12 protein-coding genes are annotated in these 14,960 nt (G+C 57.7%); all 12 read left to right on the top strand.

Annotation, left to right across the window (positions count from 1 at the left end):
* The first annotated feature begins 282 nt into the window (after positions 1-282).
* Positions 283-4,101, top strand: coding sequence for a DNA-directed RNA polymerase subunit beta (gene rpoB / locus VN887_01655; GenBank protein HXT38706.1), 3,819 nt, complete (start codon positions 283-285; stop codon positions 4,099-4,101).
* A gap of 38 nt (positions 4,102-4,139) precedes the next feature.
* Complete coding sequence (gene rpoC / locus VN887_01660) at positions 4,140-8,267, top strand: DNA-directed RNA polymerase subunit beta' (GenBank protein HXT38707.1); 4,128 nt, start codon at positions 4,140-4,142, stop codon at positions 8,265-8,267.
* A 133-nt stretch (positions 8,268-8,400) separates the two neighbouring features.
* The gene (rpsL, locus tag VN887_01665; protein ID HXT38708.1) at positions 8,401-8,817 is read left to right on the top strand and encodes a 30S ribosomal protein S12; all 417 of its coding nucleotides are present in this window, start codon (positions 8,401-8,403) and stop codon (positions 8,815-8,817) included.
* A gap of 6 nt (positions 8,818-8,823) precedes the next feature.
* The gene (gene rpsG / locus VN887_01670; GenBank protein ID HXT38709.1) at positions 8,824-9,297 is read left to right on the top strand and encodes a 30S ribosomal protein S7; all 474 of its coding nucleotides are present in this window, start codon (positions 8,824-8,826) and stop codon (positions 9,295-9,297) included.
* 82 nt (positions 9,298-9,379) lie between these two features.
* Positions 9,380-11,554 (top strand): elongation factor G, encoded by a 2,175-nt coding sequence (gene fusA / locus VN887_01675; GenBank protein HXT38710.1) that lies wholly within the window; start codon positions 9,380-9,382, stop codon positions 11,552-11,554.
* A 27-nt stretch (positions 11,555-11,581) separates the two neighbouring features.
* Positions 11,582-11,890, top strand: coding sequence for a 30S ribosomal protein S10 (gene rpsJ / locus VN887_01680; GenBank protein HXT38711.1), 309 nt, complete (start codon positions 11,582-11,584; stop codon positions 11,888-11,890).
* 4 nt (positions 11,891-11,894) lie between these two features.
* Positions 11,895-12,548 (top strand): 50S ribosomal protein L3, encoded by a 654-nt coding sequence (rplC, locus tag VN887_01685; GenBank protein ID HXT38712.1) that lies wholly within the window; start codon positions 11,895-11,897, stop codon positions 12,546-12,548.
* 6 nt (positions 12,549-12,554) lie between these two features.
* On the top strand, positions 12,555-13,178 hold the full coding sequence (rplD, locus tag VN887_01690; protein ID HXT38713.1) for a 50S ribosomal protein L4: 624 nt from the start codon (positions 12,555-12,557) through the stop codon (positions 13,176-13,178).
* 6 nt (positions 13,179-13,184) lie between these two features.
* A complete protein-coding gene (gene rplW, locus VN887_01695; protein ID HXT38714.1) occupies positions 13,185-13,466 on the top strand; it encodes a 50S ribosomal protein L23 in 282 nt (93 codons plus the stop codon).
* Positions 13,467-13,478: 12 nt separating this feature from the next.
* A complete protein-coding gene (gene rplB, locus VN887_01700) occupies positions 13,479-14,333 on the top strand; it encodes a 50S ribosomal protein L2 (protein HXT38715.1) in 855 nt (284 codons plus the stop codon).
* Between the two features lie 5 nt (positions 14,334-14,338).
* On the top strand, positions 14,339-14,620 hold the full coding sequence (rpsS, locus tag VN887_01705) for a 30S ribosomal protein S19 (GenBank protein ID HXT38716.1): 282 nt from the start codon (positions 14,339-14,341) through the stop codon (positions 14,618-14,620).
* Between the two features lie 3 nt (positions 14,621-14,623).
* The gene (gene rplV / locus VN887_01710; protein ID HXT38717.1) at positions 14,624-14,956 is read left to right on the top strand and encodes a 50S ribosomal protein L22; all 333 of its coding nucleotides are present in this window, start codon (positions 14,624-14,626) and stop codon (positions 14,954-14,956) included.
* Positions 14,957-14,960: the final 4 nt, after the last annotated feature.

A 14,960-nucleotide genomic window follows, 5' to 3' on the forward strand; every position in this document is an offset into this window, starting at 1 on the left:
CGCCAACAAAGCCGACGCCGAAGGGGCCAAAAAGAAACTTGAAGAGGCCGGCGCAAAGGTCGAGGTCAAGTAGCTTTATCGCATCAAGGGCGGCGGGTCTTCCCGCCGCCCGTTTTGTCCGACTGAAAAAGCGCGTTGAAACAAATCCCGAACGGATCGGGCAAACGGTATCATTAAAGTTTTTGCCGCCGGTTCCTGCAAGTTGCCAGGAGCCTACGGCATCGTGTCATTTAAAGCAAAAAAACGGTCCGGCCTGGCGCCGGCCAAAAACCAGAGGTCAAAATGCCATCGCGAGCAGCAGAACGTATTAACTTCGGCAAGATCAAAGAAGTCATTGCACCGCCCAACCTGATCGAAATCCAGGTTGATTCGTACCACGAATTCCTTCAGGCGGGCGTGGCTGCTTCCAGGCGGAAGAACCTGGGACTGCAAGCCGTTTTTACCGAAGTCTTCCCGATAGAGAGCTACGATGGGAAGATCAAGCTGGACTATCACAGTTACGAGATTGGCGAGCCAAAACTCGACTGGCTTGAATGCCTGCGCGAAGGGATCACCTATGGCGCCCCCTTGCACGTGACATTCCACCTAAAGGACGAAAAGGGGACAAAGGAGGAAACGGTTTTCATGGGAGAACTGCCCCTTATGACGCCGCAGGGCACGTTTGTCATCAACGGCGCCGAGCGCGTCATCGTGAGCCAGCTGCATCGCTCGCCGGGTTTGGCGTTTGAGAAAACCATTCATCCGAATGGCAAGGAACTGTTTTCCTTCCGTATCATACCGGATCGCGGTTCCTGGTACGAGGCGCAGTTCGACACGAGTGATTTGCTCTACGTCTATCTGGACCGCAAGAAGCGCCGGAGGAAATTCTTGACCACGACTTTTTTCCGCGCGCTCGGCTACAGTTCGGATGCGGACGTGCTGAAACTCTTCTACGACATTGAGGAACTGACGGTGAAGGCCGCGGAAAACCTGGATGATATTCAGAACAAGGTCCTCATTGAGGACGCGGTCGATCAGGAGAAGGGGATCGCTGTGGCCCGTGCGTTTGAACCACTGTCAAAGGCGGTGGTCAAGCAGATCGCCGAACTGGGGGTGAACAAGATCCGCGTCGTGGACACAACCGTGGACGATGGGATCATCATCAAATGCCTCAAGAAAGATCCCGCGAAGAACGAGGAAGAAGCGTTGAAGGACATCTATCGCCGGTTGCGCCCGGGAGATCCGCCGACGGCGGCCAATGCGCGCGCCTTGATTAAGCGCCTGTTTTTCGACCCGAAACGCTACGACCTTGGCCGTGTCGGTCGCTACAAGATCAACCAAAAACTGGGTTTGAAAGACAGCGATTCACGCATTCTGACCAAGGAAGACCTTGTCGCCGCCACAAAATACCTGCTGCGTCTGAAAAAGGGCGACGGAAGTCTGGACGATATCGACCATTTGGGCAGCCGCCGCATCCGTACTGTCGGCGAACTGCTTGCCAACCAGTGCCGGGTGGGTCTGGCCCGGACCGAGCGGTTGGTCAAGGAACGCATGACGCTCTTTGATCAAGGAGTGGAAGCGATGACGCCACAGAAACTGATCAACCCGAAGGCTCTTTCGGCAGTGGTGCGGGATTTCTTCGGGCGCAGCCAGCTTTCGCAGTTCATGGACCAGATCAACCCGCTGGCAGAGTTGACGCACAAACGCCGCCTCTCGGCGCTCGGGCCGGGCGGTCTGTCGCGTGATCGCGCGGGATTCGAGGTGCGGGACGTGCATCCGTCGCACTACGGCCGCATTTGCCCGGTGGAGACCCCGGAAGGTCCAAACATCGGTCTAATCGCGTCGCTGGCCACTTTCGCTCGGGTCAACGATTTCGGTTTTATTGAGACGCCCTACCGCAAGGTCGAGAAGGGGCGTGTCACCGGGCACATCGATTACCTGACGGCGGATCGCGAGGAGGCCTTTATTGTGGCGCAGGCGAACGCGCCGATTGATGAGCGGGGCAATTTTACGACCGACCGGGTGACCTGCCGGTGTAAAAGTGACTTCATTGATGTCGAGCCGGCGCGCGTGGATTATATGGATGTCTCACCGAAGCAGCTTGTATCGGTGGCGGCCGGCCTGATCCCATTTCTCGAACACGACGACGCCAACCGGGCTTTGATGGGATCCAACATGCAGCGGCAGGCGGTCCCGCTGATCGTCACGGAGGCCCCGCTGGTCGCAACCGGTCTGGAAGATCGCGTGGCTCGCGATTCGCGCGCGGTCATTGTCGCCGAGGAAGGCGGCAAGGTGGCTTCAGTCACCGGCAGCCAGATTATCATTACCAAGGATGGCAAACTGCCCGAGGGGAAGAAGAAGATCAGACACGCTCCCGAAGAAGACACCTACGTCTATAGTATCCGGAAGTTCATGCGCTCGAATGCGGCCACTTGCATCAATCAAAAAATCCTCGTGGAACGCAACGACACGGTGAAAAAGGGTCAGGTCATCGCCGACGGGCCGTGCACGGCAGGTGGCGAACTCGCGCTCGGGCGTAATGTACTGTGCGCTTTCATGCCGTGGAACGGATACAATTTTGAAGACGCCATCCTGATCAGCGAACGAATCGTCAAGGACGATGTCTTCACATCGATCCACATTGACGAGTTTGAGGTCAGCGCCCGCGACACCAAGCTTGGGCCCGAGGAAATTACGCGTGACATACCGAATCTGGGCGAGGAAGCGTTGAAAAACCTCGGACTGGACGGTGTCATCCGCATCGGTGCCGAAGTCAAACCCGGCGACATCCTCGTCGGCAAGATCACACCCAAGAGCGAAACGGAACTGGCGCCAGAGGAACGTTTGTTGCGCGCCATTTTCGGCGAAAAAGCTGCCGACGTGAAGGATACTTCGCTAAAGGTTCCGTCCGGCACGTACGGCATCGTGATGGACGTAAAAGTCTCCGCCAAAAAGGAGTCGGAGAAGAGCAGTTCCAGGGTCTCGGCAGGTGAGGCCAAGAAGCACGCCAAGCAGATTGAAGAAGAGTACAAAAGCAAAACCGAGGAGCTGCGCGAACAGTTAACCGAGGCGTTGAGCAATATCCTGCTTGGCGAAAAGATTCCGCTCGATGTGGTCAACTCCGAGACCGGCGAAATCATCATCCCGGCGAACCGCAAGATCACCAAGACGCTGCTGCGAAAGCTTGCGCAGGTCTATGACCGCATCGAGATCGACCCTTCGCCGATTCGCAACAAAATCAACGAGATCATCGGGAGCTTCAAAAAGAAATTTGATGATTTGCAAATGCAACATGACGAGGAGATGGAGCGCGTCGAGGCCGGCGACGAGGTTGATACCGGCATCATCAAGTCGGTGAAGGTTTACATCGCCTCAAAGCGCAAGCTGTCCGTCGGCGACAAGATGGCCGGCCGCCACGGCAACAAGGGCGTCGTGGCCAAGATCGTGTCAGAAGAAGACATGCCGTTCCTCGCCAACGGAACCCCCGTGGATATTGTATTGAACCCGCTGGGTGTGCCGTCGCGTATGAACGTTGGCCAGGTCCTCGAGACACACCTGGGCTGGGCAGCCAAACTACTGGGTCTGCGTTTTGCCACGCCCGTGTTCGACGGCATCAAAGAAAAAGAGATCCGCAATTATCTCAAGGAGGCCAAACTGCCGGACAACGGCAAAACCCACCTGTACGACGGCCGCACGGGCGAGCCGTTCGATCAGGAGATTGTCGTCGGTTTCATCTACATGATGAAGCTCGGGCACCTGGTCGCAGACAAGATTCACGCCCGAGCCGTGGGCCCGTATTCGCTCGTGACCCAGCAGCCGCTGGGCGGCAAGGCGCAATACGGCGGCCAGCGTTTCGGCGAAATGGAGGTCTGGGCGATGGAAGCCTACGGTGCCGCCTACACGTTGCAGGAATTGCTGACTGTGAAATCGGACGATGTGCAGGGGCGCACCCGGATCTACGAAAGCATCGTCAAGGGCGATAACGCGCTGGAGGCTGGCGTACCCGAATCCTTCAACGTCCTCGTAAAGGAAATGCAGTCGCTGGGCCTGGATGTGAAAGTCGGCTACTCCAACCCGGTGGAACAACCGGCTCAAATCCCGACGCTGGCCGCTCTCGGCTGAAATACTGAACGCGTAACTGTCGCCACACCTACAAGAATATGATTAGCACCAAAGAATCCGCGCGCGAGTTGCTGGGACTGGAAACGGTCAATCTGGTGGATTACGTCGGCATCTGCGTCGCTTCCCCCGAAGCGATCCGCTCCTGGTCGAAGGGGGAGGTCAAGAATCCGGAGACGATCAATTACCGTACGTTCAAGCCGGAAAAGGGAGGGTTGTTTTGTGAGCGTATTTTCGGCCCCGTGAAGGACTGGGAATGTTCCTGTGGCAAATACAAACGCATCAAGCACCGCGGCGTGGTCTGTGACCGGTGCGGTGTCGAGGTCACACTCTCGCGCGTCCGCCGGGAGCGCATGGGTCACATCGAACTGGCCGTGCCGGTGTCGCACATCTGGTTTTTCAAATGCATGCCATCGCGCATCGGTTTGATGCTCGACATGACGGCGCGAAATCTGGAACGCGTCATTTATTACGAGGATTACCTCGTCATTGATCCAGGCAACACGCCGCTGAAGCAGCACCAGTTGCTCAGCGAAATGGAGTACCGCGAGGCCCGCCAGACCTACGGGGCGGACGCGTTCGTGGCCAAGATGGGGGCCGAGGCGGTGCGCGAAGCGCTGTCGCGAGTGGACCTGCACAAGCAGATCGAGCAACTGCAGGTGGCGATGACCGAGACCAAGAGCAAACAGATCCGCAAGAAAATAGCCAAGCGAATCAAACTCTTTCAGGGCTTCGTTGGTTCCAAGAGCCGGCCGGAATGGATGATCTTGATCGTGTTACAGGTGATTCCGCCCGATCTTCGTCCCCTGGTGCCGCTGGAAGGCGGCCGGTTTGCGACGTCGGACCTGAACGATCTGTATCGTCGGGTCATCAACCGCAACAATCGGTTGAAGAACCTGCTTCAGCTCAAGACACCGGAAGTCATCATCCGCAACGAAAAGCGCATGTTGCAAGAGGCGGTGGACGCGTTGTTTGATAACGGACGCCATGGTCGCGCCGTCACCGGCGCGGGCAATCGGCCTTTGAAATCGCTCAGCGACATGCTCAAGGGCAAAAGCGGGCGCTTCCGCCAGAATCTGCTGGGGAAACGCGTGGATTACTCGGGGCGTTCGGTCATTGTGATAGGGCCGGAATTGAAACTCAGCCAATGCGGTTTGCCAAAAAAGATGGCCCTTGTCCTGTTTGAGCCCTTCATCATCCGCCGGCTCAAGGAACTGGGTTATGTCCATACCGTGCGTTCGGCAAAAAAAATGATTGAGCGCCAGTCGCCCGAAGTGTGGGACATTCTCGAAGAAGTCACGAAAGGCCACGCGGTGTTGCTCAATCGTGCGCCCACGCTGCACCGTCTGTCGGTGCAGGCGTTCGAGCCGGTGCTCATCGAGGGCGAAGCGATCCGCATCCATCCGCTGGTCTGCACGGCGTACAATGCCGACTTCGACGGCGATCAGATGGCGGTGCACGTCCCGTTGTCTGTCGAAGCGCAGCTGGAGGCACGGTTGTTGATGATGGCGCCTTTGAATATTTTCAGCCCGTCGAGCGGCAAGCCAATCATGACGCCGACGCAGGACATCACGCTCGGGTGCTATTATCTGACGGCGGAACCGCGGGCGGCGCGGGATTCCAAACACCGGCTCATGCTGTTCGCGTCGAAGGACGAGGTCGTTTTCGCGCACGCGGACGGCGCGGTCAGAACTCACGATCGGATTCTGCTGGCGAATCCGGACCTCGGGCGAAAGTCGGTCTATGGCGACGCGGTGAAGAAGGTGATCGAGACGACCGTGGGCCGCGTGATCTTCAGCGAAATCTGGCCGGAGGAGCTTGGATTTCCGAACAAGGTCGTGGGCAAGGGCCAGTTGGGCGACCTGATCTGGAACTGTTACAAGTTCTGCGGCCACGAAAAGACCGTGCTGACGCTCGACAGGCTGAAAGAGCTGGGCTTTTACGAGGCGACGCGCGCGGGTGTTTCCATCGGCATCGACGACATGATCATTCCGAAGGAGAAAACACAGGAAATCGAAGCGGCGCAAAAGCAGATTTCCGATGTGGAAAAACAATACCGCAAGGGCGTGATCACACCTGGTGAGCGCTACAACAAGATCATCGACATCTGGACGCACTGCACCGACCAGATCGCGAACGTCATGTTGAAGACGCTCGACAATAATCAGGGCAAGCGGGAGTACAACCCGGTCTGGCTGATGGTGGACTCGGGTGCGCGCGGCAACAAAGCGCAGGTGCGCCAGCTGGCCGGCGTGCGCGGTTTGATGGCCAAACCCTCCGGCGACATCATTGAGAAGCCGATTCTCTCAAACTTTCGCGAGGGTCTGACCGTGCTCGAATACTTCATTTCGACGCACGGCGCGCGCAAGGGTCTGGCCGATACGGCGCTCAAGACCGCCGATTCCGGTTACATGACACGCAAGCTCGTGGACGTGGCGCAGGACGTCATCATCCGCGAGAATGACTGCGGCACTTCCAACGGCATCTGGGTGCAGCCGATTTACGAAGGCGAGGACGAAGTGGTCAAATTGAGCGAACGTCTGGTTGGCCGCTTCGCCTGCGATGAGATCGCGGATCCGCGCGATTCGAAGAGGAAGCTGATCAAAGCCAACGAAGAGATCGACGAGGTCAAGGCAAAGGAAATCGAAAAGGCGGGGATCGAAAAAGTGCGCATCCGCTCGGTGCTCACCTGCGAAAGCAAGCACGGTGTTTGCATCGCCTGCTATGGCCGCAATCTGGCGACGGGCGGCCTGGTCAAACTCGGCGAAGCGGTCGGCATCATTGCGGCCCAGTCCATCGGCGAGCCGGGAACCCAACTGACCATGCGGACGTTCCATATCGGTGGAACGGCGTCGCAGGTGTTCAAACAGCCCCAGATCAAGGCCAAGTACGACGGCGCCATCCGCTACAACGATTTGCGGCTGGTCGAGCTGGAGGACGGCAACAACATCGTGTTGAACAAAAACGGCTCGATTTCCGTTCTGGCCGAGGATGGCCGCGAACTTGAAACGCACAACGTCGTGATCGGCTCTGTCATCGCGGCTGTGGATGGGGGCAAGGTCAAGAAAGGCGAGACCTTTGTCCAGTGGGATCCGTATAACGTGCCGATTCTTTCGGAGAAGGCGGGGCGGATCAAATTCCACGACATCATTGAAGGTGTGACGATGAAACAGGAAATGGACGAGACCACCGGCCAGGAAGCCATGGTCATCATCGAACACAAGGAGGACCTGCACCCGCAGATCATCATCAGCGATGAGAAGGGAGAAGTGACGGCAAACTACCCGATCCCCTCGGGCGCACACATTGTTGTGAATGAGGGTGACAAGATTGTCGCGGGCACGCTGCTGGCAAAGACGCCGCGCAAGACATCGAAGACCAAGGACATTACCGGTGGGCTGCCGCGGGTGGCCGAACTCTTCGAGGCCCGCCGGCCCAAGGACGCCGCCGAAATCTCCAAGATTGACGGAATCGTGGACTTCGGCGCCAGCGTTCGGGGCAAACGCTGCATTCTCATCAAAGATCCGCAGACGGCTGTGGAGGAAGAACACCTCATCCCCATCGGCAAGCACGTGATTGTTTTCAAGGGCGACTACGTGAAGAAAGGTCAGCAGTTGACCGAGGGTCCGGTTGTTCCGCACGAGATCCTCGACGTCTGCGGCCCGCAAGAATTGCAGGAGCATCTTGTCAACGAAGTGCAGGAGGTGTATCGACTGCAGGGCGTCACGATCAACGACAAGCACATTGAAATCATCGTGCGCCAGATGCTGCGCAAGGTGCGGATCACCGAGCCAGGCGACACGACGTTTCTATGGGGCGAGCAGGTGGACAAGATCGCGTTTGAAAACGAGAACGAGCGCGTCGAAAAAATGGGCGGCAAACCGGCCGAGGCGCAGCCGGTGCTGCTTGGCATTACAAAGGCCTCACTTGAGACGGAGAGTTTTCTGAGCGCGGCGTCGTTCCAGGACACCACGCGCGTCCTCACGGAAGCCGCGAGCATGGGCAAGGTTGATTACCTGCGGGGTTTCAAGGAGAATGTGATCATGGGCCATATTATTCCCGCAGGCACGGGATTCGACCTGCACCGAAAGGTGGCGTTGAAGCCTCTGGTGGAACCGCTGCCGGCCGAGGAACCTGCGCCGCTGGTAACCGAACCTCTGGCCGGTTGATAGCGGACAAACAGGCGCGCCGAAAAAATCAAATATTTGTTGCAACGAAAAAGTCGTTTGCTATCATCCGCACTCCGTTTCTTCAGAGGGCGCGGGGATGAGTAAAAACGGGTCTGATAACGGGTTAGCTGCGATGCCGACAATCAATCAACTCGTCCGCAGAGGGCGAAACAAATTAAAGTACAAGTCCAAGTCACCAGCCTTGGAACTGGCGCCTTTTCGTCGCGGGGTTTGTCTGCAGGTGATGACGCGCACCCCCAAAAAACCGAATTCGGCCATGCGCAAGGTCGCCAAAGTTCGGCTAACGAATGGCTACGAAGTCATCGCTTACATACCCGACGAAGGGCATAATTTACAGGAGCACTCGATTGTGCTGGTCCGCGGCGGTCGGGTGAAGGATCTGCCGGGTGTGCGCTACCATATCGTGCGCGGGACGCTCGACGCGGCGGGAGTGGAAAAGCGGCGGGTCAGCCGTTCAAAATACGGGGTAAAACGTCCGAAGGTAGGCAAGCCCGCGGCGGCCGCGGCGCCCGCGGCCGCGGCGAATTGATTTTCTATGTCCCGACGACGTCAAGCAACCAAACGACCGCTGGTGGAGGACTCCAAATTCCACAGCACACTGGTCTCGCGTCTCGTCAGCACGGTCATGATGTGCGGCAAGAAAAGTCTCGCACAACGCATCGTTTACGGCGCGTTCGACCAGATCGCTGAAAAGAATCCGAACGGCAATCCGCTGGAGATTTTGCAGAGAGCAGTCGACAACGTGAAACCGAGACTGGAAGTGAAGGCGCGCCGCGTCGGGGGCGCAACTTATCAGGTCCCACTGGAAGTGCCGGGCGACCGGCAGTTATCGCTGGCGATGAGGTGGCTCGTCGATCTGGCGGATGCGCGCAAGGGCATCCCGATGAGGGAGGCTTTGGCCGCGGAGATACTGGACGCGTATCAGGGACAGGGCAACGCCATCCGCAAGCGTGATGAAGTGCACAAGATGGCGCAGGCGAACAAGGCATTCGCACATTTTCGCTGGTAGACAGCCTCAGAGTAAAGCGCGCCCCGAAGGCCGAAGCAAATCGGGGCGTTTTTATTCTCCGAAAGTTTAGATGGAAGCCATAATGGACAAACCGAAATCAGTGAACTCGCCGAAGCGGCAGTACACGATGGAATGCACCCGCAACATCGGGATTGCAGCGCACATTGATGCCGGGAAGACGACGACCACGGAGCGGATCCTCTTTTACACCGGTCTGATCCACAAGATTGGCGATGTGGACGACGGAAATACCGTCACTGACTGGATGGAGCAGGAGCGGGAACGGGGTATTACCATCACGTCCGCCGCGGTAACCTGTTTCTGGACGCAAAAGAAAGAGGAGGGAATGGCGAAAGCCTTCGCCGGCGTCGGGCATCGGATCAACATCATTGATACGCCGGGGCACGTGGATTTTACCGCGGAAGTCGAGCGCTCCATGCGCGTGCTGGATGGCGCAGTGGCTGTGTTCTGCGGCGTCGCAGGGGTGCAACCCCAGTCCGAGACGGTCTGGCGGCAGGCGACCAAGTACAAGGTGCCGCGCATCGCCTTCGTCAACAAAATGGACCGGACGGGCGCCAACTTCGAAAATGCGCTGAACGACATGCGGAAAAAACTCGGGGCTTATGCTTTTCCGATTTATCTTCCGATCGGCGCCGAAGACAAGTTTGAAGGTGTTATCGACGTAGTGAATCAGAAGGCGATTGTCTGGGGACCGGGCGACGTTGCAAATGAGGGACTCAAGTACGAGGTGAAGGAGATACCGGGCCACCTGAAAGAGAAGGCAAAAGACGCGCTGACCGAGCTCATCGACGCGGTTTCCAACAAGGACGACGCGATTGCCGAACTCGTGATCGAGGAAAAACCAATCGAGCCGCTGGTGCTGAAGGCCGCCATTCGCCGCCTGACGTGCCGGATCGAATTGGTTCCGGTGCTGTGCGGTTCGGCATTCAAGAAAAAAGGTGTGCAGCCGCTGCTTGACGCGGTGGTGGACTATCTTCCGAGTCCGTTGGACGTTCCGCCCGCGGAAGGACACGAGCCGGGAACCGAGAACGTGGTGACAGTGGAGGCCAGTGATGACAACAAGTTTTGTTCCCTTGCGTTCAAGCTTTGGACGGACACTTATGCAGGGAAGCTGGTTTTCTTCCGGGTGTATTCCGGCCAGCTCAGCAAGGGCGACACGATTTATAATCCGCGCAGCCGCAAACGCGAACGCGTCAGCCGGTTGATGATCATTCAGGGAAGCGAGCGGAAGGACGTCGAGCAGGTTTTCGCGGGCGATATTGCGGCGCTGGTTGGCTTGCGCAACATCTGGACTGGCGACACGCTTTGCGACGAGGACTTTGATGTGGCGCTCGAACCTCCTACGTTCCCTGAACCGGTCATCAGCATGGCAGTCGAGCCGAAGACCAGGGCGGATCGCGACAAGATGGGCGAAGGTCTCCAGCGTCTGGCCGAAGAAGATCCGACGTTTCGCTGCTTCACCAACGAGGAGACCGGCCAGTTGATCATTGCCGGCATGGGCGAACTTCACCTGGAGATCATTCGCGACCGTTTGTTCCGCGAATTCAAAGTGGATGCCAGTGCGGGCGCTCCGCAAATCGCTTATCGCGAAACAATCACCAAAGAGGCCGAAGGGGAAGGCAAATTCATACGGCAATCCGGTGGTCGCGGCCAATATGGCCACGCCCTCGTCGAGGTTCAACCCAATGAAAAGGGAAAGGGCGTCGAAATCGAAAACAAGATTGTGGGCGGCGCGATCCCGAAGGAATACATCCCCGCGGTTATCGATGGAATCGAGGAGGCCATTCGGGGCGGCGTTTATGCCGGTTACCAGGTCATCGACATCAAGGTGCAGATCGTCGACGGCACGTTTCATGAAGTGGATTCGAATGAGCTGGCGTTCAAGATGGCCGGCATTTTTGCATTGAAGGACGCGTTCAAGAAGGCAAACCCGATCCTGCTCGAGCCGATCATGAAAGTTGAGGTCACGACACCGGACGAATATCAGGGCGATTTGCTGGGTGACATTAACCGGCGACGTGGCACCATCACCGGTATCGAAGCAAAGAGCGGGCAGACCATCCTGAACGCCGAGGTTCCGCTGGCGGAAATGTTTGGTTATGCGACCGCCATTCGTTCGCTCTCGAAGGGCCGGGCCTCCTATTCGATGGAACCGCTCACGTTTGAGCAGGTGCCGAACAGCATCCTGGCGACCATTTTGGACAGCGGGAAAAACAAACCGCCACCGCGCAGTTAACAGAAAACCCGGTTATTTGTTCTTTGTATGGCTGGACAACGCATTCGCATTCGACTGAAGGCTTACGACCACCGTGTCATCGACCAGTCGGCCCATGAAATCGTGGAGACGGTCAAGCGCACCGGCGCACGAGTGGCCGGTCCCATTCCCTTGCCGACCCGTGTTGAGCGGTTCACGGTTGGCCGTTCGCCACACGCGGACAAGAAATCCCAGGAGACTTTTGAGCAGCGTACGCACAAGCGGTTGCTGGACATCATCGACCCCACTGCCAAGACGGTGGACGAATTGAAGAAATTGAACCTGCCGGCAGGCGTGGACATCACCATCAAGATTTAGGTTTATGCTAGGTTTAATCGGAAAAAAGCTCGGGCAGACCAGCGTTTATGACGCGCAGGGGAATATTGTTCCCGTGACGGTGGTGCTGGCCGGTCCCAACCGCGTGATCCAATGCAAGACGGTAGATACCGATGGCTATAAATCTGTCCAGCTCGGATTCGATGATCAGAAGGAGTCGCGCCTGGCCAAACCGTTGAACGGGCATTTGAAGAAATTCAACGCCTCGCCGGTCAAGCGCATTCGCGAATTCCGTGATTTCTCGCTGGAAGTCAAGCCGGGGGACGTTGTCGGTGTCAGCATTTTCGCGCAGGGCGATTACGTTGACGCGATAGGCGTCACCAAGGGGCGCGGTTTCGAAGGCGTTGTGAAGCGGCATCACTTTCGGGGTGGCGACAGCACCCACGGCGCGAAAGGCTGGCATCGGCGCAGCGGCGCGATCGGCTGCCGCCTGTTTCCCGGCACCGTGCGGCGCGGGTTGAAAATGCCGGGCCACATGGGACAAGTGCGCCGGACAACGCAAAACCTGCGAATCGTTCAGGTCCGCGAAACGGAAAATATTTTGTTGATCAAAGGCGCGGTGCCTGGTGCCAAAGGCGACTACGTGATCATCCGCGAGTCGAAGAAATATCCGAAGAATGCGGCGGCCGTGAAAAAGTGACGGCTCATGAAGCTTACAATCAAAGACATCAAGGGCCAGAGCCAGGGAGAGCTGGAAGTAAAATTTCCACTCATCGAGAACGGCAAGGGCACGCAAGCCGTGCATGACTCGGTGGTCGCCTACCTCGCGAACCGGCGGATGGGCACGGCCTGCACCAAGACGATGGGCGAAGTGGCCGGTACCGGCAAGAAGCCCTGGCGGCAAAAGGGCACCGGGCGCGCGCGCGCCGGTTCGTTCGCGTCGCCCCTGTGGCGCGGCGGCGGCGTCGTCTTCGGGCCGAAGCCGCGTGATTTCGGGAAAAAAGTTTCGCGGACCACGAAACTACTGGCGCTCCGCAAGGCGTTGAGCGAACGCCTGAAGTCGGGCGACGTGGTGGTGGTTGACGACATCAAGTTGAATTCGCCGAAGACGAAGGAGTTTATGGGGATGCTGAGCGCGTTGAAAATGGAGGGCACGACGCTGGTAATCGCACCGGTGCAGGACAGAAACCTCGCACTCGCTTCGCGGAACGTGCTGCGCGTCGAACTGGCCACCAGCGATTCATTAAACACGTATCAGGTGCTGCGCCATGACAAATTGCTGTTCACCCGCGGAGCCTTTGAAAAGATCGAACAACGTTTAGCCGGGTAGGCGTCCATGAATTCTTTTGAGATCATCAAGACAGTGCGCCTGACGGAAAAGGGCACGACGCAGTCCGAGAAGTTCAACCAATACACCGTCGTCGCCGACCGGCGCGCGAACAAAATCCAGATCCGCCAGGCGGTGCAGGAATTGTTCAAGGTCAAGGTGGTTGATGTGAGCACGATGAACGTGCGCGGCAAACATCGCCGTCAGCGTACCCTTCAAGCCGGAAAGGCGCCGGACTGGAAAAAGGCCATCGTGACGTTGAAGGAAGGGGACAAAATCGTCCTCACATAGCGCTTTCAGACTATGCCTGTTAAAACTTTCAGACCGCTGACCCCGTCCACGCGATATATCACCGTCTCGGACTACGGTGACATCACGAAGACCCGTCCGGAGAAGAACCTGGTCATCACGCGCAAGAAGACTGGCGGCCGCAACACCTACGGGCGGGTCACTGCGCGCGGTATCGGCGGCGGCCACAAACAAAAGATACGGCTTGTGGATTTTAAACGCGACAAGCGCGGTGTGGAGGCCAAAGTGACCGCCATCGAGTACGATCCGATTCGGACCGCGCGCCTCGCGTTGCTGGAATACAACGACGGAGAGAAACGGTACATTATTGCGCCGAATGGCATTCGGGTTGGTGTGAAGCTTCGGAGCGGGCCGGATGCTCCACCCGAGCCGGGCAACAGCCTTCCCCTGAAATCCATTCCGGTCGGACTCTCGATTCATAACATCGAACTGACGCCGGGGCGGGGCGGACAAATCGTTCGTTCGGCAGGCGGCGCGGCCACCTTGATGTCGCGTGACGAGGGTTACGCGCAGGTTCGGCTGCCGTCCGGTGAAATACGCCGGATTCACGAGGATTGTTACGCAACCGTCGGTCAGGTCGGAAATCTGGAGCATGAGAATGTGGTTCTGGGCAAGGCCGGCCGGTCCCGACACCGGGGCATTCGTCCGATCAACCGGGGCGTGTCGCGAAACCCGGTGGACCACCCAAACGGGGGTGGCGCGGGCAAATCCAAAAGCGGCGGCGGCTGGCAGCAGCTGACTTCACCGTGGGGCTTGCTGGCCAAGGGCTACCGCACGCGGCACAAACGCAAGCTTTCAAACCGTTTCATTGTGGTGCGGCGCGATGGCCGGCCGATGAAACAGAAATAATCTCTATGGGACGCTCGATAAAAAAAGGCCCGTTTGTTGACCATCACTTGATGGAGAAAATCCAGAAAGCGAAGGAGACAAAGTCGAAGACGCCAATCAAAACATGGTCGCGCCGTTCAATGATCACGCCCGATTTCGTCGGGCTGACGTTCAACGTACACAATGGCAAGATGTTCAATCCTGTGTTCGTGACGGAAAACATGGTGGGACACCGTCTCGGCGAATTCTCGTTGACGCGTATTTTCAAGAAACACGGCGCTCATACGGCAAAGGCCGAGGCGAAATAGCTTATGGAAGTTCAGGCCATCACCCGCAACGTGCGCATGTCGGCGCAGAAGATGCGCGAGGTCGTGCGTCAGATTCAGGGCATGAACGCCGTGCAGGCGCAGGCGGTGCTGGCCGTCGTACCGCGCAAGTCCGCACGTTTTGTTGCCAAGACGCTCAAATCCGCCATCGCCAATGCTGAAAACAACAAAGGCTTGAAGGCGGAAGCACTGCGCGTCAAGGAGGCGCTGGCTCAGACGGCAACAACGATGCGGCGTTTTACGCCCAAGGCGCGGGGTTCCGCGGGACCGATTCTGAAGCGGAACTGCCATGTCAAGATTGTCTTGTCGGATAACTGATTAC

This window comes from Candidatus Angelobacter sp. (genome assembly GCA_035607015.1).
GTDB lineage: Bacteria > Verrucomicrobiota > Verrucomicrobiia > Limisphaerales > AV2 > AV2.

Bases quoted from the DNA above. Each gene is read 5' to 3' on its own strand.
- rpoB (HXT38706.1), top strand. From the start codon at position 283: ATGCCATCGCGAGCAGCAGAACGTATTAACTTCGGCAAGATCAAAGAA.
- rpoC (HXT38707.1), top strand. From the start codon at position 4,140: ATGATTAGCACCAAAGAATCCGCGCGCGAGTTGCTGGGACTGGAAACG.
- rpsL (HXT38708.1), top strand. From the start codon at position 8,401: ATGCCGACAATCAATCAACTCGTCCGCAGAGGGCGAAACAAATTAAAG.
- rpsG (HXT38709.1), top strand. From the start codon at position 8,824: ATGTCCCGACGACGTCAAGCAACCAAACGACCGCTGGTGGAGGACTCC.
- fusA (HXT38710.1), top strand. From the start codon at position 9,380: ATGGACAAACCGAAATCAGTGAACTCGCCGAAGCGGCAGTACACGATG.
- rpsJ (HXT38711.1), top strand. From the start codon at position 11,582: ATGGCTGGACAACGCATTCGCATTCGACTGAAGGCTTACGACCACCGT.
- rplC (HXT38712.1), top strand. From the start codon at position 11,895: ATGCTAGGTTTAATCGGAAAAAAGCTCGGGCAGACCAGCGTTTATGAC.
- rplD (HXT38713.1), top strand. From the start codon at position 12,555: ATGAAGCTTACAATCAAAGACATCAAGGGCCAGAGCCAGGGAGAGCTG.
- rplW (HXT38714.1), top strand. From the start codon at position 13,185: ATGAATTCTTTTGAGATCATCAAGACAGTGCGCCTGACGGAAAAGGGC.
- rplB (HXT38715.1), top strand. From the start codon at position 13,479: ATGCCTGTTAAAACTTTCAGACCGCTGACCCCGTCCACGCGATATATC.
- rpsS (HXT38716.1), top strand. From the start codon at position 14,339: ATGGGACGCTCGATAAAAAAAGGCCCGTTTGTTGACCATCACTTGATG.
- rplV (HXT38717.1), top strand. From the start codon at position 14,624: ATGGAAGTTCAGGCCATCACCCGCAACGTGCGCATGTCGGCGCAGAAG.